Genomic DNA, 22156 nt, shown 5'->3' with positions numbered 1-22156 from the left:
GATGTTATGACATTAATTGGAATGCTTCATCGTCGGAAGAACCCTTCGTTCTTGAAAAGAGCCTATGCCTACGCAGCTGTATCCAAAATGGAAAATGTCGATTTTTTTTATTTTTCATTTGAATCAGTTAATTTTCAAGAGGGGAAAATCAATGGATGGGTTTTTGATGATCGCAAATGGAAAAGGAAGTATATGATCTTCCCAGATGTTGTGATCAATAGTTGTTCACCAAGAAATAAGAGAGAATATCAAATTACTAGGGAATTAAAAAAGAAGTGCTTATATACAAGTTACTCAGTTGGAAATAAAATGAGCGTTTACAAGAAAATTGTGAAAGGAAAACAGTTTTCAGATTTTGTCATCCCATCTTACTATATAAAAAGTGGTAAAGAAGCTCTGTCTCATTTTTCTACGAATGAAAAACTTGTTCTCAAATCATTATCTGGTAAGCATGGTAAAGATGTTTTGTTTATTGAATGTATAGAGACACAACGATTTAAAGTAGTGGTTGGATCAGTAGTGAAATTTTATTCAAAAGATGATCTTTTTTTATTCATAGATGATTTAATTAAAGAAAAAGAATACTTGCTCCAGCCATTTATCGAGTGTAAAACAAAAGCTGGTTTAACGTATGACTTTCGGTTACATGTTCAAAAGAATGGTAAAGGTACCTGGGAGATAAACCTTATATACCCTCGTATTAGTGGAAGCAGTAGGTTAGTAAGCAATGTGAGTAGCGGTGGGTATAGAGGAGAGCTAGATTCATTTTTAAAAGAGGAATTTAATGAAGAATATTTTAATATGAAGAGGTTACTTGAACAATTTGCCCTTTCATTTACAAAACATTTTGAAAGTCTCTATTCTAAGACATTTGATGAACTTGGAATTGATGTTGGTCTAGATTCTAATGGAAAGCTATGGATTTTTGAAGTGAATTGGAGGCCTGGAGCAAAGAACCGTGAATTTGAAGTAGCGAAAAGAATGATTCCTTATTGTTTATTTTTAAAAGAAAATAATAGTTAAACCCAATTATATCCACATTTGCACATAATTTAACTAGTTAAATATCATATAGTAAATGAATGTATTGGAGGGAGGGGAAGATGATCCATGAATACAATGATTCTAACCCAAACTGTGTTTATAAAGCACTCCAAGAGTTAAAAGAGCAGCAAGATCAATTAGAGGGAAGTCCAACAAGCTGTTATAGCAGTTTATTTAAAAAGTTGTTTAAGGTCGATACAATTCCTTTTTTATTGTTCAATGAAGATGGATTATTTGAATTAGCAGGATTACAGTATGGAAAAAAGGATCACGATCATCAACATTTCCATACCAAATTTTTTAGAATAGAACATCTTGACGAAGAGAAGAATTGTGCTTCTCTATCACTTTTACGTCCTATATCTATCTATAGTTCTTATGTAGATGACATTTGTGCTGTCGATCGATTAGAACGAACGAATATTTGTGTAACAGTTGATTTGACCTGCTTCTGTGCAATTCAATGTTTAGATGTTGATTTGTTAAAAAAGATCGTAATCGAGCCGAAGTGGTAATCATGGATGATTATACACTTGCAAAAGTGAACATATAAAAAAACGTGAATCATTAGCTCGTGATACACGTTTTTTTATATGTTTATCAACCAAAATTACCAATTCGGCATTTGACTGCCTATAACCATTTACCTACTGATGAATATATTATATAGGTCCTGTATATCGTTCGTGGTTTTATTATTGAGCTTTAATTAGAGAGGTTAAAACTTTTTTTGTGTTTTCTATTTTTATGCGGATGACAGAAGAGTTTTGGAAAAGAGTTTTAATAAAGAACCTGTAAGTGCAGGTGCTGCGAAGGCTAAGCTAAGGGACGCCCACGAAAAAGCGAATGCCTGCAACGGAATTCAACCACCTAAAGAGGTTAACTTATAGTTTGTGAGGAGGGTGAGATATGCATGATCATCTTATTGGGGTATTACTTTCAACACAAGAATTAAAAAAGTTAAAAAAACAAGTTAATAAAGTTGATGGTATGCCTTACGAATATTTAGAGAAGGGGAAAGAATTAGGAAGTCAAATCGCCTTCTTTTCAATAAAAGATGTTTCCATTAATGAGCATACAGTCGAGGCACATATGCTCCAAAATGAACGAATGAAAAAAGAAACCATTAAAATACCATCTGTTATTTATAATTCCACAAAAATAAACCTAAAAAGAAATATAAAAAAATTACGTCAGATTTCTCAAATGTCAACTGTTACTGTCATTAATGAGCATCATGTGATAAAAATGAATCATTTGTTTGAATTAATAAAATCTAAGCCTGAACTAAGTGATTACCTTCCTAAAGAAAAAAAATATTTTGGAACTCCTTTTACATTACATGTGTTAGCCCAAAAAAATGAGTTTTTAAAATGGAACATTTCTACTATTTATATAAAAGATCTAGATGAAGTTATTTATAGTCTAAATGAGTGCGGTTTTTTATTTCACCTAGAAGATATAGAGGAAATAGAGAAAAAAATAGTCTCCGTTTCGGAAAAGATTTTAGAAGTGATTCATTTTTATTATCCAGGAATTCATGAGACTAGTCTTCAATTTTCAATATATGATGATGAGAATATGAAGTTACAATCAGTTCGTTCAATAAACACTGGTCTTGATGATCTTTTAAAATGGAAAAAAAACTTATGGAAAACAGTAGCCATGAGGCCGATTGAAGTTGCTGCTCATTTGAAAAAAAACACCTCAAAAAGTTTTATAAGTTCTAATTCAGACGAAACAACAATAACACCAACGATTAGAGAAGAAAAAGATTATCTAACTGATGTAGAACGTTCTTATTGGATTAAATTTACTGAATTTAATTCAGATGATTTGGTCATAAAACTTCCTCAGGAGTTATTAGGGAATAAGTTAAAATCACACCTCTCATTTGAATTTGGAATAGTAGAAACCATGTGTATTGTTGAGCCAGCGGAGAAAACACCAACGTTTGTAAAAGATAATTCTTACTTTAGCCCTGTAGAAGTTTTTATTTCATCAGGATTAGCGAAAAAAACACATGTAAAGATGGGGCTACATTATCAGATCAAACTTCTAGAAACTAAATTAATTATAGGACCAACAATAGGTTTTTTATTAGGTGAAAAGAATCAACTTTACACAACACGATATATGGAGAAATATAGTGACAGATTTGGGCAGTATGAACGATTTGGCGGGCTAGTCATTGCTTTTTCAACTCGTTCAATTGATTGGGAAAATAAGATTGTTTATGGACAAATTTATAATCCTAAACTTCAAATCTGGGAATATGGGAGTGCTCCCATTCCATCTGCGATTTATAGAAGGAATTTCCATCAAAACGAAGATCGTATAAATCAACTTATTCAATTGACGAATAATAATTTGTTTAATTCTCATCATTTTAAGAAATCAGATTTGCATTTATTACGGGATGAACGCGCTATTAGTAAACATTTACCTTCTACTCATATTTTTAGTAATAACCAAGATTTCATTCGTTTTTTGCATGAGGAAAAAAAGATTATTTTAAAACCTGTTGACCTGTCTAGAGGCCGAGGAATCTTTATTCTTGAAGAAAATGAGAACCATAAAGGCTATATGTTGTATGATTATCGAAAAAAATATCGTATTCGACATCTTATTCAGGATGAAAAAATTCTCATGGAAATGTTAGATAACTTGGAAATTTCCAAGCAACAATATTTATACCAAACCTATATCTCACTTTTAAAGGTAAATGAGAGACCATTTGATGTGAGAGTAGTTATGCAAAAAAATAAAAGATTGGAATGGGATTGCACCGGGATTGAGTGTAGGGTCGCCGGTGAAAATGAGGAGCTTACCAATATAGCTAGAGGTGGCTTTGCTATGACGTTAGAAGAGGTGATTAGGAAATCAAATAAACCTCTTTCATATGCATCTATCCATCAGAAGGTTATAGAAGTTTGTCACAACTTTTGTCTTGTTATGACTAAACATGCACAACATTATGCAGAATTTGGGATAGATATAGCATTAGATGAAGAAGGATATCCATGGATATTAGAAGCAAATATTTTCCCGAGTTTCAAAGGGTTTAAAAAGATGGATTATGATACGTACTTAAAAATAAGGTATCAACCACTTTTTTACGCTGTGAATCTTCAAGGTTTCGATATTGTAAAGGAGGATTTAGTAAATGAAGTATACACTCAAAATAAGTCCTTCCTCTAATAAAGCGATCTTTCTTCATGCTAATACTCTATCAAACCTTGCTATTAACGAATGCAATATGAATTTAACGATTGGTGCTAATAAACAAATAGTTAAAGTCGATGTTCATGATGACGAAGAATCAGTCATTATTTTATCAGAAGATGTGTTTAATCATTTTTCAATACCTACTAACCTCGACTATGAACTTACTGTCAATCAAAATGAATTGATTATTGGTCCTGTGATCGGTTTACTTGTTCGTGGAAAAACAAGTGAGATGACAATGGAAAGAATTAGAATTTATAAAAATTATATGTATGGCTACAAACAAATAAACGGCCTAATTCTTTTGTTTACATCAGATGGTATCGATGAGGAAAAGCGAATCATTACAGGTTTCGCTTATGATCCAATTCAAAATGTGTGGGAAAAGGGGACTTTCCCTTTTCCAGCTGCAGTATTTATTAGAAAGACACTGAAAACATCAATGAGAAACCAATTAGAACGACTTATAGGTTCAAATTATTTTAATTCACATGTTTTTAATAAGTGGGAAATGTGGGAATGGTTTTCAAGCAATGATTCTTTAAAGGGCTTTTTTGCAGAAACAGTTTTAGCTAACGATTTTCCTGCATTAGAGAAATTAGTAAACAACCATTCTTCTATATATATTAAACCAGCATCTGGCATGCAGGGCTCAGGCATTTACCTCCTTAGTAAAACAGAAGAGGGGTACACGTTAAAATATCGGTTTAAGAATGAAAATATTTCAACGTTATTTGATGATTGGTATTCTATTCAAGAGTATTTACAAACTGAGTTAAAGATAGAACGATATATTGCTCAGCAAGGAATATCACTAATAAAAGAAAATGGGAGATTAATGGATTTAAGAGTGATTGTAACAAAAGATCATAATGGAAAGTGGTCAGTTCCAGGGATTGTCACTAAATTAGGGGAAGAAAATAGTATCGTAAGTAATATTTCAAGTGGAGGATCTGCTGAACAAGTATGGGAAACATTACAAAGAATTTATCAAGACTCCCCAAAAGATGCTTTTAGGAAATATATAGAATTAGAGAATTTAGCCATACAATGTTGCAAGTATTTAGAAAATAAAGGTCTTCATCTTGCTTATATTGGGATTGATATAGGTATGGATGAACATAAAAATTTATGGGTTATTGAAATTAATAATCGCAGCCCTGACATGACAATCGCTTTGGATGCTAAAGATGAACAGCTTTATTATAAGATAAAAACAGCACCCTTAAAATATGCGAAATGGTTAAGTGGATTTAGGAGTGTTGTATAAATGAAACGTTTCCTTTTATATCAAGGTGAATGTGAAACAAAGGATTTTGTGATTACGTTTAATGAAAAAATACTAAATGAGTTAGGTTTAGAGAAACATCAAGAATTAACTTTAACTTATGGAAAGCGGAAGCAACAAGTAGTTGTGAAAGTTCATTCACTTCTAGATGAGGAACAGGTGTTCATTTCTAGTAATATCAAAACCTCTTTATTAATTGATTTGGATGTAAAATACGAGTTCTCGCTTAAAAATAATGAGTTAATAATAGGACCTGTTATCGGATTATTATTAGGTAAAACAGAAACAAGATTAGAAAAAAATTTGCATCATTATGTAATTTATACAATGTTATATGAGCAAATTAATGGTGTGCTTTTTGTGTTTAGTGAAGATCAAATTGATTTTGATGAAGAAAAGATTTCAGGATATATTTATGATCCAAGTAAAGAAAATAACTGGAGAAAAGCTGATTTACCTTTTCCTGGCGCGATTTATCGAAGGGTTGAACTCGCAAGTCCTACGTTGAAAAAACTAAATAACTGCATGGGTAAGAGTTTTTTTAACTCCAATTACTTTGATAAATGGCAATTCTGGAAGTGGTTAGAGCCTTGTCATGAATTAGTAGAAAATTTACCGAAAACAACAAAAAAAATCAATTTACATGCAGTAGATGAGTTTATCGATCGTTATAAAGGGGCTTACTTAAAACCAAAAAGTGGTTCAAGAGGTAAGGGAATTCATTATATCGAAAAACAAGATGAACATTATATCATTTCGAAAAATTATGAAGATGAAAGTAAAAAAGTAACAACAGAAGAAATGCGTAGCTTTTTAAGAAAGCATTATTACTATTTATTGCAAGAACCGATCCGTCTACACACCTATGAAAACCGAAAAGTTGATTATCGTGTGATACTTCAAAAAAACCATACAGGGTTTTGGCAGTGCACAGGAATGATTGCAAGGTTTGGGCAAACAAACGCAATTTCATCAAATTTTAAAGCAAATGGATTTGCAAGAGATGGTATCTCAGCTTTGAAGCTACAATTTGGTTATGGTGAGTTAACCTCATTTAATAAGTATCAAGAAATTGTTCAAATATGCACAAAAATGGCGCAAAGAGTTGATCAAGTAGGTGGAGGTTATGCAGATTTAGGTATCGATGTTGGAATTGATGAAGACGAAAAAATTTGGGTGATTGAAATGAACAAAAGACATGATCACGATTTTCCACTTATGATTAAGGATCGGAAAATGTATTATTTAGTGAAATCCAATCCTGTTTTGTTTGCGAAGTATTTGGCGATGAACGGTTTCAATGATGAATGTTGAAGTGATAGCTCTAGTTCCATTCATACTAGAGCTTTTTTTATTTATGTTTTAAGACACTATATCAAAACGGTTTAGTTATATAGAGAATCTTTGAGATCATATAAAATGGATAGTAGTTGTTTTTTATATGATTCGCGATGTTGTTGATATATAGCCAACATATGTGAACCATATTTTTTTTGCATTTCATGATGTGTTAGAATATCTTGATATAAGGTCTTGGTATTTGCGGATAACACCCATGAAGGTAAGTCAATAGAATGAAAGAAATCATATACTTTAAATCGATATCCTAACGCTACACATGGAGTTCCAGCCGCTAGTGATAATAAGTTTGCATGTAGCTTGAAATTGATTGAATACACACATTTACTAAGTATATCCATCATTTCGTTTTGATCTGCTTCCCAAATAACATTTACTTTTACATCTGGTTCTAACTCATCTTTTATTTCTTGTAAAATCGAGTGATCTCTTTTCCATACACTATATAATAATATTTCATAACCTTGTAAATGAATGTCTTTTAGTGCCTTTACTAATTGTTTTTTTAATCCTTTTTCATCTTTACCATAAATTCTATTAAAATCTGTACCCCAATTAACGGCAATTGTTGGGGACTGGATTGTATTTTCCTCCACTCTGTTAATGGTAGCGGACTGTTCTTTTGTGGGAAGTAATAATCCTGGGTCTCCTGATATAAAAGTATACTTTTCACTGTCTTTTTGTAAGTGTTCTAAAGAAGCTTGAGTAAGGGGACCTCGAACACCGAATTTTTTTGCATACGGAATAATCTTTTTTAATTTTTCTTCTGTCTCTTTTGGTAAAATATTATTGAATTTTGTTTCTTTGTTATATAAAAATGTATTCATTTTCTTTTTGCTTAATTTATCAACACCACTACCCCAAACAAAAATAGGTATTTCAAGATTCATCGCTTTAGTTAAAATATCAAGGTATTTACCTCCAATGATTGAGCCTCCACCTAACACTATAGCATCATAATCATTTACCAATACTTTTTGTCCTGGAGTATATGTGTGAATAAGGAAATGATTTGGGAAAAGTGAATGACACATATCATGAAAAACATCCCACATCATATCATCACCTAAATTTCCCTTGCCAATAAAACCTACATAAAGTATTTTTTTCAAGTTTATTCCTCCTTACAGTTAATTCTTCGGGATTTTCTGAACAAGGGTTTTATAGTCATCTGTATATGATACAAGTTTACTCTTCTTCAAAATATCTTCATCAGAAACAATGGATGCATGATCATGGAAGTTTCTTCTACAATATACGTGGTTATATTTATGATTAGAGTAAATCTTGTAACCTTTCTTTTTTGCTTTCCTCATAAACACTGTGTCTTCTCTGGTAGGAAGATCAGGGAATTTAATATTGTTAAAAACCTTCTTCTTAAATGCTAAGGTGGCACCCTTTACAATTCCATTAACAAACTGATTTTCTTTACCTGGGTCTCGAATAACTAAAGCCTTTTTACTTTCAAAATAACAAAAAGTTGTAGCTTTCCCAACAATATCAGCACCAGTATTTTGAAAGGCATTCATCGTGTCGCTAAGATAATAAGGTGCATAATAGTCGTCATCATCAAATTTTGCTATATAGTTATGGCTGGTTTGTTTTACTGCAAAGTTTGTGCACTCACCTAAAGATACTTTCTCTGGTTGTTGAAACACAAAAACCCTTGAATATTGTCGTGCTCGATCATTCCAACTATCTACATCCATATCGTCGCTATTTAATACAATAATTAACTCTTTCTTTTTCCAAACTTGTGATTCGTAATTTTGAAATACATTATCTATGAATTCAGGTCGATTTGTGATAGTAATGACTGAAATCATTGATGATCACCCCACTTATTATAATTTTATGCAAAATCATAGTTTTAGGTTCACCTATTTCTATGACTTGCGATACCTAAAATAATAGATAAGTACCTTTATTCTCATTATCTAGTAGGGGAGTACAATCAAATTTCTTAAGAATTCATATTTTGGTATAACAAATGTAAAAAAGGAGGATTATTCATGCATATCGTATCAGCATCAGATGATAAATATGCCATACATTTAGGTGTCATGTTAACATCCTTATTTATGAATCAAGATCAAACGGAACATATCAACATCTATATTATTGATGGAAATCTATCAGAAAGTAACAAACTCAAACTACAACTCATCGTTGAGAGATTTAATTCAAGCATTCATTTCCTAGAGATTGACGACGAAGTTTTTCATTCATTTAATGAACGTAAACGGATAAGTAAGCAAGCATATTATCGTATATTAATACCTAATCTCTTAAGTACTGATATTAATAAGGCATTATATCTTGATTGTGATTTAATAGTAACTAAGGATCTTACTGCTTTATGGGAAACTAATATTGAAGACTATCATTTAGCTGCTGTCGAAAGTACCATTTCTAAGAAGCTAATTAAGTATATTTCATTACCAACAGGTTCTGGTTACTTCAATTCGGGTGTATTATTATTAAATTTAGAAAAGTGGAGAGAGGATAATACGTCTGAGAAAATCATTCGTTATAAAGAGAAACATCCTGATCAAAAGAGGTTTATGGATCAAGACGCACTAAACGCTGTTTTATATGACAAGTGGCTTAAGTTACATTATAAGTGGAATTATACAACTGGACATTGGAATAGGAGAAAGATTTATCCACAAAAAGATGCAGTTATAATACACTTTACTACACGAAAAAAACCATGGAATTCAGAACATCCATTTAAAAATGAATATTATAAATATCTCAGATCTTCTTTATTAATAAATGAATGAATGAAAAGAACATAAATTGTGGACTAACCGAATTTATTAGATAGTGGCTAGTCCTTTATCTTTTTTAAAATTCTTATTCTATTGATTAGATCCAAACGCTTTTGTCACTTTAGGGACAAAGTTCGAAATCTTCCCAACCCTTCTACTTTTTTGCAACAATACTTTATTTGACCTTTTATACGTATGGCTATCACTATTTGATTTTCTAATATATACATAATTGTACCGACTAGTTGAATAAATTCTTAGCTTTTTCCTTTTACAAAGTCCAACAAATGAACTGTCTGTTCCAGAGCCTACTTTAGAAGGAAACTTAATTTCAGGGTAGATTTCTTTTTTAAACATCAAGGTTCCTCCTTTAAGCCCACCTTTTACATTCGTTTTTACACGCTGGTTTTCATTTCCTAGTCTTCTTATTGTAAGGAGCTTTTGTTTTTCAAAATACATAAATGATTTTCCTTTGCCAATTAGCTGTGCATTTGTTGATGCGAATGCCATCATCGCTTCAGTTAAGTAATATTCTGAGTAATAATCATCATCATCGAGTTTGGCGACAATTTCATACTTTGCTTTTTCGGTACCGAAATTTAAGCAATCTCCTAACGTCTTTTCTTCAGGAAGCTGATAAATTGAAACATTGTCAAAGGTGCTTGCTTTTTCCTCCCATTTTTGCTTATTCATTTTATCTTTATTTAAAATAATAATTAACTCCTTTTTTTGCCACAATTGTCTATTAAAATTAGAAAATATATTGTCCATCATTGAATCACGAATTGTACAAGCAACAACTGACACCATTTAGATTCCTCCAACATTCTTTTTTATACATATATGAATTAACGATGAGTTAGTGATAAATGGTGAGAAATATGTGTTTTTCACTAAGTTAGAGTACTATAAATGGTTAATAATCTATCTTTTATAGCGATGAACACCTAATCAATATAGATAATAAGGGAATAGTATATACAATTATAGGTTATATGAATTGGATATAATGTCTTATATTTGGGCTCTTTCATATATCTATATCTAAATAATTTAATATATTATTATTCGAAAAGAGCTTACGCAATTTAAAAAGAAAGGGGGAGGGAATTTGAAAGGAATAATCATTGCAGGAGGAAAAGGAACGAGATTATGTCCTTTAACGAATGTGATTTCAAAGCCATTGCTTCCTGTATACGATAAACCGATGATTTACTATCCTCTCGCTATATTAATGGAAGCAGGAATAAAGGAAATCCTCATTATCACAACAGCAGAGGATAAGAATAGATTTATGAATTTATTAAGCGATGGTTCCCAATTAGGAATATCAATCAAATTTAAAGTTGAACCTTCTCCAAAGGGCATTGCTCAAGCATTTATTATTGGAGAAGAATTCATTGGTAATGAACCTGTTACGTTAATTTTAGGTGACAATATTTTTTTTGGTCATGGTTTAACCTCACGTTTAAGAAAGGCGATTAGTTTAAAAAAAGGTGCAACAATTTTCGGTTATTATGTAAAAGATCCATATCGTTTTGGAGTCGTAGAATTCAATGACAGGAAAGAAGTTATTAATTTAGAGGAAAAGCCAGCACAGCCTAAATCACATTATGCTGTTACAGGCTTGTATGTTTATGATCATCGAGTTGTAAATATTGCTAAAAAAGTAAAGCCTTCAGAAAAGGGAGAATTAGAAATTACTGATGTTAACAAAGCATATTTAGAATTAGGTGATTTACATGTTGAGTTGTTAGGTAACGGATATTCATGGTTTGATACAGGAACTCATACATCCTTATACAAAGCTGGCCAATTTATCGAAGAAACCGAGAAGCATGATAAGGTTAAAATAGGTTGTATTGAAGAAATAGCTTTCAGAGAAAAGTTCATTACGAAATCTCAATTAATGAAACTAGCAAAAAGTTTAGAGAAAAGTGAATACGGACAGTACTTGAAGAACTTATCGTAAAAGATAAAATAGTTAAATAATGTTAGGAGGATAACTGTGATCCCTTCTCATGATTTTTTATTAGAGCCTAAAAGTGATATGGTCATTTGTTGTTTAGGAGTTGGAGAGAATCACGAAAAAGCATTACAAATTATGAAGCCAACAGTAGAGTATTATGGGAAGCTTCATAATATTGATACGCTTTTTTTTACTGAAAGTTTTTTAACAACAAAATTAGCAAAAAAGAATAAAATTTTCTTACTTGCAAATCTCTTAAAATACTATAAAACAGTGATGTGGATGGATTCAGATACGATCATTGTGAATCCTAAAGAAGATATTCGTAAAGAATTACAATCAGATCATGTTGTGTATATGACAAGTTATTTTGGAAGAAAGCCTTTATTTCCAAACTCTGGTGTTATTGTAGCAAAGCGAGATCCAATGACATTTGAAATACTAGAAAAAGTTTGGAATTTCAAGCGAAAAAATAAACGTGGTTGGTGGGATCAGCAAGCGTTTTTAAAATTATTAGGCTTTAAAAATAGATTAGTAAAAATTCTAACATACAATGGCCCTACAAAGTATACCCCCTATATTGGATCTTTAGATGTGAAATGGAATAGTCGGCCTAATCGAAAGGATGTTTCAGAAAATCCTGTTATCATGCATCATTGTGGAATAAAGTTTTGGAAAAGGATAGAAAGGATGGAAAAAAGCTATCAATTGTTTTTGAAAAATAGCAAAGATAATTAGGTGAAAATTGTTTGCAAGGAGGCTCTGATGCATGAAAAAGATAGCGGTAGTTGGAACAGGGTATGTGGGTCTTGTCACAGGTGTATGTTTGGCTGAAATCGGTCATGATGTCACTTGTATTGATGTTGATCAAGAAAAGATAGATCTATTAAAAAGTGGAAAATCACCGATATATGAACCTGGCATAGAAGAGTTGATTTCGAAAAATGTAGCCAGTGGAAATTTACGTTTTAGCTTAGAAACTCAAGATGCTTATGAAGTGGGTGTTATTTATATTGCTGTTGGGACACCCCAGAAGAAGGACGGATCAGCAGATCTACAGTTTGTTGAAGAAGTGGCGAAGAGAATTGCTCACAACATAAAAAACGATGTGGTTGTTGTAACGAAAAGTACTGTCCCACTAGGAACAAATCATTCTATTTTAAAAATTATTAAAGAGCATTTACAAGTAGAAGTCAGTGTTGATATTGCTTCTAATCCCGAATTTTTAAGAGAAGGATCGGCAATTTATGATTCCTTTAATGGTGATCGTATTGTCATTGGAGTTGAAAATGATCGTACAGCTTTAATACTCGAAGAAATCAATAAACCTTTCAATATTCCGATATTTAAAACTGATATTCGTAGTGCAGAGCTGATTAAGTACGCTGCAAATGCTTTTCTTGCTACTAAAATTAGCTTTATCAATGAAATTGCTTCTATATGTGAAAAAGTTGGAGCGAATGTTGAAGATGTTTCTATGGGAATGGGCAAGGATCATAGAATTGGTTCTCAATTTTTAAATGCAGGAATTGGTTATGGAGGTTCTTGCTTTCCTAAAGATACGAGTGCGCTTCTTCATATAGCAAAAGAAGCAGGATATCAATTTGAAATTTTATCATCTGTCATAAAGATTAATGAAAATCAAAAGTCAGTTCTTATTAAAAAAGCGAAAGAAAGACTTGGAACTTTTCACGGAAAAAGGATTGCTCTTCTCGGTTTATCGTTTAAACCGAATACAGATGACATGAGAGAAGCAGCTTCTATTGATATTTCAAACCAATTAATAGAAGAAGGTGCAAACGTTAAAGCGTTTGACCCAGTTGCAACGAATGCTGCGAAAAATTTACTACATCCTACTATTCAATATGTAGGTTCTATAAATGAGGCCATTCAAGATGCAGATGCTGTGTTTATTTTAACCGAATGGAAAGAAATCGTACACTTTCCTATTACTAACTATGTAAAATTCATGAAACATCCGATTATTTTTGATGGTCGAAATTGTTATCATTTAGAGGAGATAAGTCAGCATTCTTTAGACTACTACTCTATTGGAAGGCCAACAAGTAAAGCTATAGATAGATAACCTATATTCAATTGGTAATCATTTTAAAAACCTTAGAAAGGTGAATGATGTTAGTGAAAAATAAGAAACAAGTTAAATACAAGAAAATAAAAAGGTTGAAAAGCGCTCGCAAAAAACACAACACATTTTCTACTACGAAATCACACAATAAAACCCTCACTTTATCTCCCGTACAAGACAAAATCAAAAACCAACAAGCTACTCAATTCCCCATCCAAAAACCAGTTATGGAGAGCCTTAAAGATATAGAAAAAAATATATCGCAGTTAAAGCCTAGTAGTAATGAAAGCAATATGGAGATTGTCTTTGCCATTTCTCTAAAAAGTAAAAGAGCTTCACGAAATTGGCAAAGAGTACAAAATAATCTGGCAAAAACATTAAGAACAATCTTTAACAATACAGATCAACATTATCGAATTATTATTGCAGGACATAAAAAACCAACCATACCTGAGTTAAAACATAGTAAAGTAACATGGCTGAAGGTTAAATTTCCACCACCACTTCATTTAAAAGGATATAGTAGGGATAAGATATTGAAACGCAATGTGATTGGATCGCATTTAAGAAGAATTGGGTATACAGGATATTTTATGCCTGTTGATGCCGATGATTGGATTCATCACCGATTTGTTGAATATATTCGAAAATGTCCTAAAAAAGATGCCTTTGTTTTTAATAGTGGATTTATGGTGAATGTATCCAACCAAGAAGTATGGCAAAGAAATCGATTTTATATAGGATGTGGCACAAGTCAATTATTCTACTTTACAAATAGAGAATTTCCTATCTCTTCAAAACGGAAGGATGTTCTAAAAACAAACTTTAAAATTGTTGGAAGACGACACGGCTCAGTGAAAACGCATCTTAGTAAGATTAATAAAAAGTATATAATGGTCAATACCCCGCTATTAACTTGGGTACTTGCTCATGGAGATAATAATACGATGATTAAGAAGAAGAAGGATAATACTGTTTCAGCAAAGGATTATAATTCTCAAGGAGAAGATTTAGATTCTAATTTTTATAAACATTTTAAAATAACATGAAAAAATAGCCTTCTGTTGAAGGCTATTTTTATGTTTCGTGTTTGATAATAGATTAGATTACCCTTTGGTCGAACAACAAAGTCCAGTAATACATTCCTGACAGAAAGGCAATCTAGTAGTACCACCCTTCCAACCAATTCCTACACAGCATTCTTGATAGATGAATCCTACATCTTCTGGTAATAGAAAAGTGAAAATCGCATCATGTGTACGATTATCTCCATCTACACCACAAGCAGCTGATTTTAGAACTGTGTCACCATCTAATTGTTCGAATTTAATTCCGTCAAATGGAAATTCTCCGCTTGAAACAAAATCAACACTCACAGCTTGAGTACTAATTAATTCTCCATCTAGATAATACTGAACTGACCCTACAACTGGTTCGTCCGGAAAAAATTCTAAAGGACATCCGAAGCCAACTGTAAAGTGACTTAAATCAGGGAAATCCATTCCACCAGAACAATCCTCTAAAATCCCAGTTACGCGATAACTAATTACTCCAGCGGAAGCATCACCCAACCATTCGAAATCATAATAATCTAGTGAAACTGTTGAAGTACATGGCATATTTATCAATCTCCTTTAACTATTTTATTCATTATATTGTATTCATCTCTAAAAAGAATGTATATACGCTCGTCTAGGAAATAGAAAAAAGTATAATCCAAATATTGTTTAACAACATAATTTGTAGAAAGGAGAGTGTTTTATATGAATGAACAATCTAATATGAAGCCAAAGTTAGGAATATGTGTTGGTAGAAGTAGTAAAACAACTAGAAGAACGTTTAAACGGTTAACTCAAAGAAGAATCTCTATGCTAGAAAAAGATTTATTTGATGAAATCATTGTTTTTACATTAGAAAATCTAAATATTGAAACCTCCACTTTAAAAGGACAGATTTATAGAAAAAAAGACAATAAAATTGTAATAGAGAATGGAACTTTTTCATTACCTGATGTCATTTATATGCAAAGTGAAGTGGATCATCATGAATTACAAGCAATAGAAAAGCTAATGCCTGGTAGAATCTTTAATAATCATTTTTATAACAAGTATGAAGGAAGTCAGATTTTATCAGAAAATAAATCACTTAGAATCCATTTACCTCTTTCAAGGATGTTAAGAGAAGTAAATGATCTTGATGAGGCTTTAAAAGATTTTCATGAATTTTATTTAAAACCAATTAGAGGACATAGTGGAAAAGGAATCATATGGGTAAAAAGAGATGAAGATCATATGAAAATAGAAACGGCTAAAAAAAATAGCATTGTTAAGAATAGTAAAGACATATGGAACTTATATCCTAAGGGGTTTTCAACTGGTAAGTATATGATTCAACAAGGTGTCCAAACATCAAAATGGAAAGGAAAATCAACGGATATTCGCTTAAACATGAATAAAAATGGTACTGGTGAATGGGATGTAAGTCTATTGGTAGGCAGAATTGCTCTGAAAAAACCGTTTGTTTCAAGAGGAGCAGATAAAAACATGCTTATGTATATTGAACCATTTTTAAAAGAGATGTTCTCTTCTGAAAAAATCATCAATATAAAGGAATCTATTATTCAATTAGGACATGAGATAGGAAAAACGTTTGATGATTCAAGCTATCATATGGGTGACATAGGAATTGACCTCGGTTTAGATCAACAAGGGGCTTTATGGGTTTTTGAAGTGAATCATTTACCATATCCTATTCGTAGTTTAAAGGATCAAGATCTCTCATTCACTCGACCTTTTGAATATGCCTATTATTTGTCACAAAGATAACCATTATAAAATAAGGCTCTGTTAAACTTTGTGGTTGATTTCCGTTACAGGCATTCGCTTTCCGCGGGCGGTCCGGAAGCCTCCTCGGCGCAAGCGCCTGTGGGGTCTCCCTTTGACACGCTTCTCCCGCAGGAGTCTCATGCCTTTCACTCCAATCAACCAAGTGCTAAAAATCAATCTTAAGCTTTAACATAGCTTAAAATAATAACACCCACAATCAATATTTTTGCCAAATTATAGGTAAAAAGCCGTACCCAACTGTACATTTGTGCATGTAATGAATTATAGTGTCTCAAGCTTTGTATCAGAGGGGGGAAATGGGTATGGTAACGATTGAATATCATAATATTCTAGAAGAAATTCATATTTCTAAAAAGTTGAAGAATGAATACGGTATCACGCAACATCGAATTATTCTTAAAATCGGAAACTGGTCAAAAGAATATTTGGTAAAAATGGATGATGAGTTAGCTGAGAATAAAATAGGAATTCCAGTTGACATAACGAAAACCTTTACGATCCCCAATGAAGTTCCATTTGAATTGGTTTTAACTGGTCGAACGCTCCGAATTGGTCCAGTTATTGGCTTTGTCGCTTATTCTAATAAAAAACATCTATCACCAAAAAGATTAGAACGTATGAAAGGTCGCTTTTCCACCTATTCAGAAATAGGTGGTCTCATTTTTATCTTTGCTGCAAAAGAAATTGATACGGAGAAAAAAATAATTCATGGATATTACTACAATTCAAAAGGTGAGGATGCAAATACTAGATGGCTAGCTGGTACATTTCCTTATCCTGATGTTGTATACAAAAGACACCCCATTGATACCGAGAAGTACAACGATTTACTATCACAAATTGGCGATAAAGTTATTAATTCATATTATTTTTGTAAAGGTGAAATAAATGAATACAGCTTAGTAGACAATGAGCTAGCAAAGTATTTTCCTTATACTGAAACCTTAAGTGATGGTGAACAAGTAATACGATTTTTAGATAAGTACCGATCTATTTATTTAAAGCCACGCGATGGTGCAGGAGGAAAAGGGATTTTTCATGTTTCTAAAGATGAACAAGAATTACTTATTATAACGAATCGTAATAGAGAGAAAACCATAATAAATAACGAAGACGATCTACAATTGTTTCTAAAAAATTTAATTAATAAAAAATATATCATTCAACAAAGTGTTTCCATTTCCCGAAATGATCAAAATGTTGATTTTCGCATTTATGCTCAAAAAAATCACCTTAAAGAATGGGTTTGTCAAGGAATGATCGGAAGAGTGTCTATAAAAAATACAATCATTACAAACTTGAAATATGTAGAAAAATTATTATCTGGAGAAGATGCAATAAAATTTTTATTTGAAGGAACCGCTGATGAAGTAAATGGTATGAAACAAAAAATTTATATCACTTGCATCAATTTGTGTAAAACATTAGATAAGACAATCGGCAATTATGGTGATGTTGCAATAGACTGTATTATTGATGATCAAGACAATATTTGGGTTTTAGAGGTTAATAAGCTCTATGGATATGATAGCTTAATAAAAATGAAGAATCGCCAATTAGTTAAGATTTTGCGTACAACTCCGTTTCATTATGCAAAATCATTAGCAGAATTTTAAGGTAAAGGAGGGATAATGACATGACCAAACCTTTTGTTGGAATCTTACTGGATGGAATTAATTTTGGAGGAATTAAAAACCAAAAATCAACATACGAGCAATTATCTTTATATGAAGAAGCTGCAAAACATTATGGTTTAATTCCTTGTTTTTTTAGGCTGAAAGATATTAGTGGAAATTGTGATTATGTTCATGCTTATGTGATGGAAACCGGCGGTAAATATGAACAACGAAAACTACCTGTTCCTACAGTTATTCATAATCGTGCCTTACATTTTAAACAAACTGCTGAAGAGAAAATACATCTCTTAAATGAAAAAGGAATCATTATTTTTAATAAATGGAATCGATTTGGAAAATTAAAGATTCATCAAATTCTCCAAGTTCATGAAGATATACAACCGCACTTACCAGAAACAGTTAGAGCCAGCGAAGTGAATCTTCACGCGATGTTAAAAAAATATAAAGATTTAATTATAAAGCCAAACAACAATAGTCTTGGTAGCGGTGTAATCAAGTTAGCTAAAGTTGATGTGGAAAATTGGGAAATGTTTTTTTACAAAAAGAAAGGAAATACACTACACAAAGAAGTTTTTACAACAAAAAACTTCCCCGTAATCTTAAAGAGAAAAATCAATTCTAAAAACAACCTAATTCAAGAACGAATTCCATTAGCGACATTTAAAGGAAGTCCTTTTGATTTGCGCGTATCTGTTCAAAAAAACGAGAAAGGTAAATGGCAAGTAACAGGAATTGTTGGAAAAGTAGCTCAACTTGGCGGACATGTAACAAATGTTGCAAAAGGAGGAACATGTAAAACGCTAGAGGAATTGGTAAATGAGTTATCTCTTGACTATAAAACGGTATATAAAAATATCGAGTTTTTCTCGGAAAAAGTTGCCTCAAACCTTACAGCTAAATTACCAAAGCTTGCTGATTTAGGCTTAGATATAGGGATGACAAATGAAGGATTTCCAATGTTTATTGAAGCGAATTGTCGGGATCTCAGAATCACATTTAAAAATGCTGGAATGAATGATGTTTGGAAATCGACTTATTTCACACCCATTGGATATGCTAAATACCTTTATGAGCATGAAATAAAGGAGTATGACTAATGAAACCCCTTTTATTAAAAGATATTGTGAGAGAAATTGATGGCTCGCTAGTTAAAGGAAATGAAGAAAGTACCATACAAAAAGTGGTGAAAAGACAAAGTAATATTGATCAACATGTTTTATATTTTTGCCATGTTCCAAATGCATGTAATTGGGATTTGTTAAAAACAAAACAAGGCTATAGCATCGTTGTTGACCACTTAACTGGGGAAGAACCTATTCACAAAGATGTAAATATTATCTTAGTGAATGATTGTAAAGAAGCTTATTGGAAATTTATTTGTTATTATCGAAGTTTATTTGATATTCCTGTTATCGGGGTAACGGGGACGTGTGGTAAAACGACGACAAAGGATATGGTTAACCATATTGCAAAAGAAGATCTAATGGTTCATAAAACCTTTCAAAGTCAAAACGGATTGCACTTGAATCATGGGTATTTGTTTGGATTAGATGACTCCACACAATTAGCAGTGTTTGAAATGGGTGTCGCCTACAGAGGAAACGTTCGTAGTAGCGGGAGATATTTTCGACCAACAGTAGGTGTGATCACAAATATTGGTGAAGCACATCTAGAAGGATGTAGAACACTTGAAAATTATATTAAAGCTAAAGCAGAAATGCTAGAGGCGTTATCTTACAAAGGAATTCTTATCATAAATGCTGACGATGAAAACATAAAGAAAATAGATATGTCGAATTATCAAGGGAAAATCATCTCATTCGGAGTGAACGAAGAAGCAAATTATCGAGCAGATAAAATTTCCTATGTAAATGAGGGGATGAACTATACACTTCTGAACTCTGGTAAACAATATACAGTTTTTGTACCTGGATACGGCGAACATAATATTTTTAATAGTTTAGCAGCCATTGCAGCTTGTCATTCTATAGGGATTTCAATAGAAACTTGTATAAATCGACTTCAAACTTTTCGCACAATGTCTCGTCATGTGAAAATATATGAAGGTTATAACCAAAGTATGGTCATTGATGATACGTGGAGCTGTAATCCAAGCTCAGTTAAAGCTGCTATGCAAGTATTAAAGAATATTTCTAAAGATAGTAAGGAAATATTTGTTTTAGGTAAGATGCAGAGACTTGGTAAACATTTGCAAGAGCAGCATATTAAAATAGGTAAAACACTTATGGAAATGGGAGGGCTAGACTATTTAATTACTGTTGGAAGTCATGCGAAATTAACTGGGATGAGTGCTATAGAAAATGGGATGGATGCTTCAAAAGTAATAATGGTTGATGATGCTAGTGAATTAGATTCTGTATTAGAAGAAATTAGTGGTGAAAACTCTTGTATTCTTTTTAAGATGTCTCTTGGAAAAATGAAAAGCGAATATCGCCAAGTTGTCGTAAAATATCGCCAAGCATAAAATGGATAATTATGGAACGTGATACCAGGCATTTACACCAAGAGAAATGACATCCAAAGAGAGGTTGTGTAATCAGTGAAAATAAAGTGGATGAAAGACAGCAATATAAATGAAATTTGGATGAATCCAAAAACAATAAGTAAGTATAATTTTGTAGAAAAACAACAGATTCCCATCACTTATGGTACGTTGAAAGTAATCAAGGAACTAAAAGGAAATAATACATTACAATATAATGAAGTTGGAGTATCACCACAATTCTCGCAATCAATAAAATTACCAGAAGATGTTGACCTTCATGTTCAAATAAAAAATGGTGGAGTGCAATTTGGACCTTTAATTGGCATGTTATTAAAAAAGAAGTTTGAAAGGTTATCACAAAGAAAATTAGAACTTTTAAAAGAGCGAATTCCTAAATCTGATTTTGATCATGGAGTTGTTTTTGTTGGGGCTCTTGACTCAATCAATGAAGAGAATAAATTAATAAAAGCATATTATTATACGAAAGATCATGAGTGGAAAGAAGGAATATTTCCGTTTCCAACTGTTTTATATAATCGAGTTTATATAAAAAAAAGTCAACTGAAGTTATTAAAAAAAGGTGTAAAAATGCAAGTGATTAATAATTGCTTAATGTCAAAATCAAAGCTGTGGAGATTACTTTGTAAAGATTCTTCTATAAATCAACATCTACCTTTCACACAAAAATTGAGAGATGTAAATAGCTTTTTAGTTATGATTAACCATTATCAAACCGTCTATTTAAAGCCGACAAATCTTTCAAGAGGTAGGGGTATCATTCAAGCAAAGAAAATGAAAATAGGATTTCTCATAAAAGACACAAACAATCGTGAACAAATTTTATTTACAGAAAGTGAATTAAGTCATTTTTTAGAAAATTTAACAAATAAGCATCCTTATATTATCCAACAAGGTGTTCCGTTTACTTATGAAAACAGCTTAGTAGATTTTCGAGTGTATATGCAAAAGGATGAAGCGAAAGAATGGAATTGCTCTGGTATTTATGGGCGAGTTTCGAAACCAAACGAAGTAATTACTAATTTAAGACATAGCCAGAAGATTGTCCCAGTTGAAGATACACTAAGAAAATATTTTACTCTTGACCAAGATAAGTGTAATAACGTTCAAACTCAAATGATTCAAGTTTGCGAAAATGTTTGTGTTTCACTTGAAAAAAGAAGGCAATCACTTGCAGATGTAGCGATTGATATTGTTCTAGATGAGCATCTAAAGGTTTGGGTTCTCGAAGTTCAAGTGAATTACGCAGATGATGAACGTTTGTATCATTTACCAGAGTCAATTTATAAAAAGGTTTGGCAAACTCCACTTCACTATGCAAAAGCACTAACTGATTTTTAAGTAAGGATCTTTTCTTCGTATTACTAAAAGCAAAAAGTTTATCAGAGCCAATTTAAAAAG

The 22156-nt window shown here is 32.0% G+C and carries 19 protein-coding genes; 15 read left to right on the top strand and 4 right to left on the bottom strand.

Annotation, left to right across the window (positions count from 1 at the left end; all coding sequences use genetic code 11):
- Positions 1-6: 6 nt before the first annotated feature.
- The 5 genes from LC076_RS00985 to LC076_RS00965 all read left to right on the top strand — a co-directional run bounded on the left by LC076_RS00985 (position 7) and on the right by LC076_RS00965 (position 6874).
- Positions 7-1023 (top strand): YheC/YheD family protein, encoded by a 1017-nt coding sequence (locus LC076_RS00985; RefSeq protein WP_226665474.1) that lies wholly within the window; start codon positions 7-9, stop codon positions 1021-1023.
- An 80-nt stretch (positions 1024-1103) separates the two neighbouring features.
- Positions 1104-1559 (top strand): CotY/CotZ family spore coat protein, encoded by a 456-nt coding sequence (locus tag LC076_RS00980; RefSeq protein WP_226665472.1) that lies wholly within the window; start codon positions 1104-1106, stop codon positions 1557-1559.
- A 394-nt stretch (positions 1560-1953) separates the two neighbouring features.
- Positions 1954-4245 carry a YheC/YheD family protein gene (locus LC076_RS00975; protein ID WP_226665470.1) on the top strand — a complete coding sequence of 764 codons (2292 nt, stop codon included), beginning with the start codon at positions 1954-1956 and terminating at the stop codon, positions 4243-4245.
- Entirely contained in the window at positions 4211-5542 is a 1332-nt protein-coding gene (locus LC076_RS00970; RefSeq protein WP_226665468.1) for a YheC/YheD family protein, read from the top strand. Before LC076_RS00975 ends, LC076_RS00970 begins: the two co-directional genes overlap by 35 nt.
- Complete coding sequence (locus LC076_RS00965) at positions 5543-6874, top strand: YheC/YheD family protein (protein WP_226665466.1); 1332 nt, start codon at positions 5543-5545, stop codon at positions 6872-6874. It begins immediately after the preceding gene.
- 71 nt (positions 6875-6945) lie between these two features.
- Here LC076_RS00965 and LC076_RS00960 read toward each other — a convergent pair whose 3' ends face one another.
- Together LC076_RS00960 and LC076_RS00955 are read right to left on the bottom strand one after the other, a co-directional pair.
- On the bottom strand, positions 6946-8031 hold the full coding sequence (locus tag LC076_RS00960) for a polysaccharide pyruvyl transferase family protein (RefSeq protein WP_226665464.1): 1086 nt from the start codon (positions 8029-8031) through the stop codon (positions 6946-6948).
- 18 nt (positions 8032-8049) lie between these two features.
- Positions 8050-8745, bottom strand: coding sequence for a glycosyltransferase family 2 protein (locus LC076_RS00955; RefSeq protein WP_226665463.1), 696 nt, complete (start codon positions 8743-8745; stop codon positions 8050-8052).
- A 186-nt stretch (positions 8746-8931) separates the two neighbouring features.
- Here LC076_RS00955 and LC076_RS00950 point away from each other — a divergent pair, with 186 nt between their 5' ends.
- Complete coding sequence (locus LC076_RS00950) at positions 8932-9705, top strand: glycosyltransferase family 8 protein (RefSeq protein ID WP_146945661.1); 774 nt, start codon at positions 8932-8934, stop codon at positions 9703-9705.
- Positions 9706-9783: 78 nt separating this feature from the next.
- Here the strand turns inward: LC076_RS00950 and LC076_RS00945 are convergent, their stop codons facing one another.
- The gene (locus tag LC076_RS00945) at positions 9784-10503 is read right to left on the bottom strand and encodes a glycosyltransferase (RefSeq protein WP_226665462.1); all 720 of its coding nucleotides are present in this window, start codon (positions 10501-10503) and stop codon (positions 9784-9786) included.
- A gap of 301 nt (positions 10504-10804) precedes the next feature.
- Between LC076_RS00945 and rfbA the strand changes: the two genes are divergently transcribed.
- The 4 genes from rfbA to LC076_RS00925 are packed head-to-tail and all read left to right on the top strand — an operon-like array spanning position 10805 to position 14797.
- The gene (gene rfbA, locus LC076_RS00940) at positions 10805-11665 is read left to right on the top strand and encodes a glucose-1-phosphate thymidylyltransferase RfbA (RefSeq protein WP_226665461.1); all 861 of its coding nucleotides are present in this window, start codon (positions 10805-10807) and stop codon (positions 11663-11665) included.
- Positions 11666-11701: 36 nt separating this feature from the next.
- Positions 11702-12400: a putative nucleotide-diphospho-sugar transferase gene (locus tag LC076_RS00935; protein ID WP_226665460.1), complete on the top strand. Its 699-nt coding sequence runs from the start codon at positions 11702-11704 to the stop codon at positions 12398-12400.
- 31 nt (positions 12401-12431) lie between these two features.
- Positions 12432-13748, top strand: coding sequence for a UDP-glucose dehydrogenase family protein (locus LC076_RS00930; protein WP_226665459.1), 1317 nt, complete (start codon positions 12432-12434; stop codon positions 13746-13748).
- A gap of 53 nt (positions 13749-13801) precedes the next feature.
- Positions 13802-14797, top strand: coding sequence for a hypothetical protein (locus LC076_RS00925; RefSeq protein ID WP_226665458.1), 996 nt, complete (start codon positions 13802-13804; stop codon positions 14795-14797).
- A 57-nt stretch (positions 14798-14854) separates the two neighbouring features.
- On the opposite strand, the gene LC076_RS00920 is transcribed toward LC076_RS00925, so the two are convergent.
- Positions 14855-15367: a hypothetical protein gene (locus tag LC076_RS00920; RefSeq protein WP_226665456.1), complete on the bottom strand. Its 513-nt coding sequence runs from the start codon at positions 15365-15367 to the stop codon at positions 14855-14857.
- Between the two features lie 144 nt (positions 15368-15511).
- Here LC076_RS00920 and LC076_RS00915 point away from each other — a divergent pair, with 144 nt between their 5' ends.
- The 5 genes from LC076_RS00915 (at position 15512) to LC076_RS24300 (ending at position 22096) form a co-directional block, all read left to right on the top strand.
- A complete protein-coding gene (locus LC076_RS00915; protein WP_226665454.1) occupies positions 15512-16573 on the top strand; it encodes a YheC/YheD family protein in 1062 nt (353 codons plus the stop codon).
- Between the two features lie 323 nt (positions 16574-16896).
- On the top strand, positions 16897-18210 hold the full coding sequence (locus LC076_RS00910) for a YheC/YheD family protein (protein ID WP_226665453.1): 1314 nt from the start codon (positions 16897-16899) through the stop codon (positions 18208-18210).
- Between the two features lie 20 nt (positions 18211-18230).
- Entirely contained in the window at positions 18231-19328 is a 1098-nt protein-coding gene (locus LC076_RS00905; RefSeq protein ID WP_226665452.1) for a YheC/YheD family protein, read from the top strand.
- Entirely contained in the window at positions 19328-20716 is a 1389-nt protein-coding gene (locus LC076_RS00900; protein WP_226665451.1) for a Mur ligase family protein, read from the top strand. The genes LC076_RS00905 and LC076_RS00900 overlap by 1 nt, the downstream gene beginning before the upstream one ends.
- A gap of 75 nt (positions 20717-20791) precedes the next feature.
- Positions 20792-22096: a YheC/YheD family protein gene (locus LC076_RS24300; protein WP_226665450.1), complete on the top strand. Its 1305-nt coding sequence runs from the start codon at positions 20792-20794 to the stop codon at positions 22094-22096.
- Positions 22097-22156: the final 60 nt, after the last annotated feature.

Source organism: Metabacillus litoralis, assembly GCF_020524045.1.
GTDB lineage: Bacteria > Bacillota > Bacilli > Bacillales > Bacillaceae > Metabacillus > Metabacillus litoralis_C.
The sequence above is the reverse complement of the archived record's forward strand: the minus strand, read 5'-3'. Positions and strand labels throughout refer to the sequence as shown.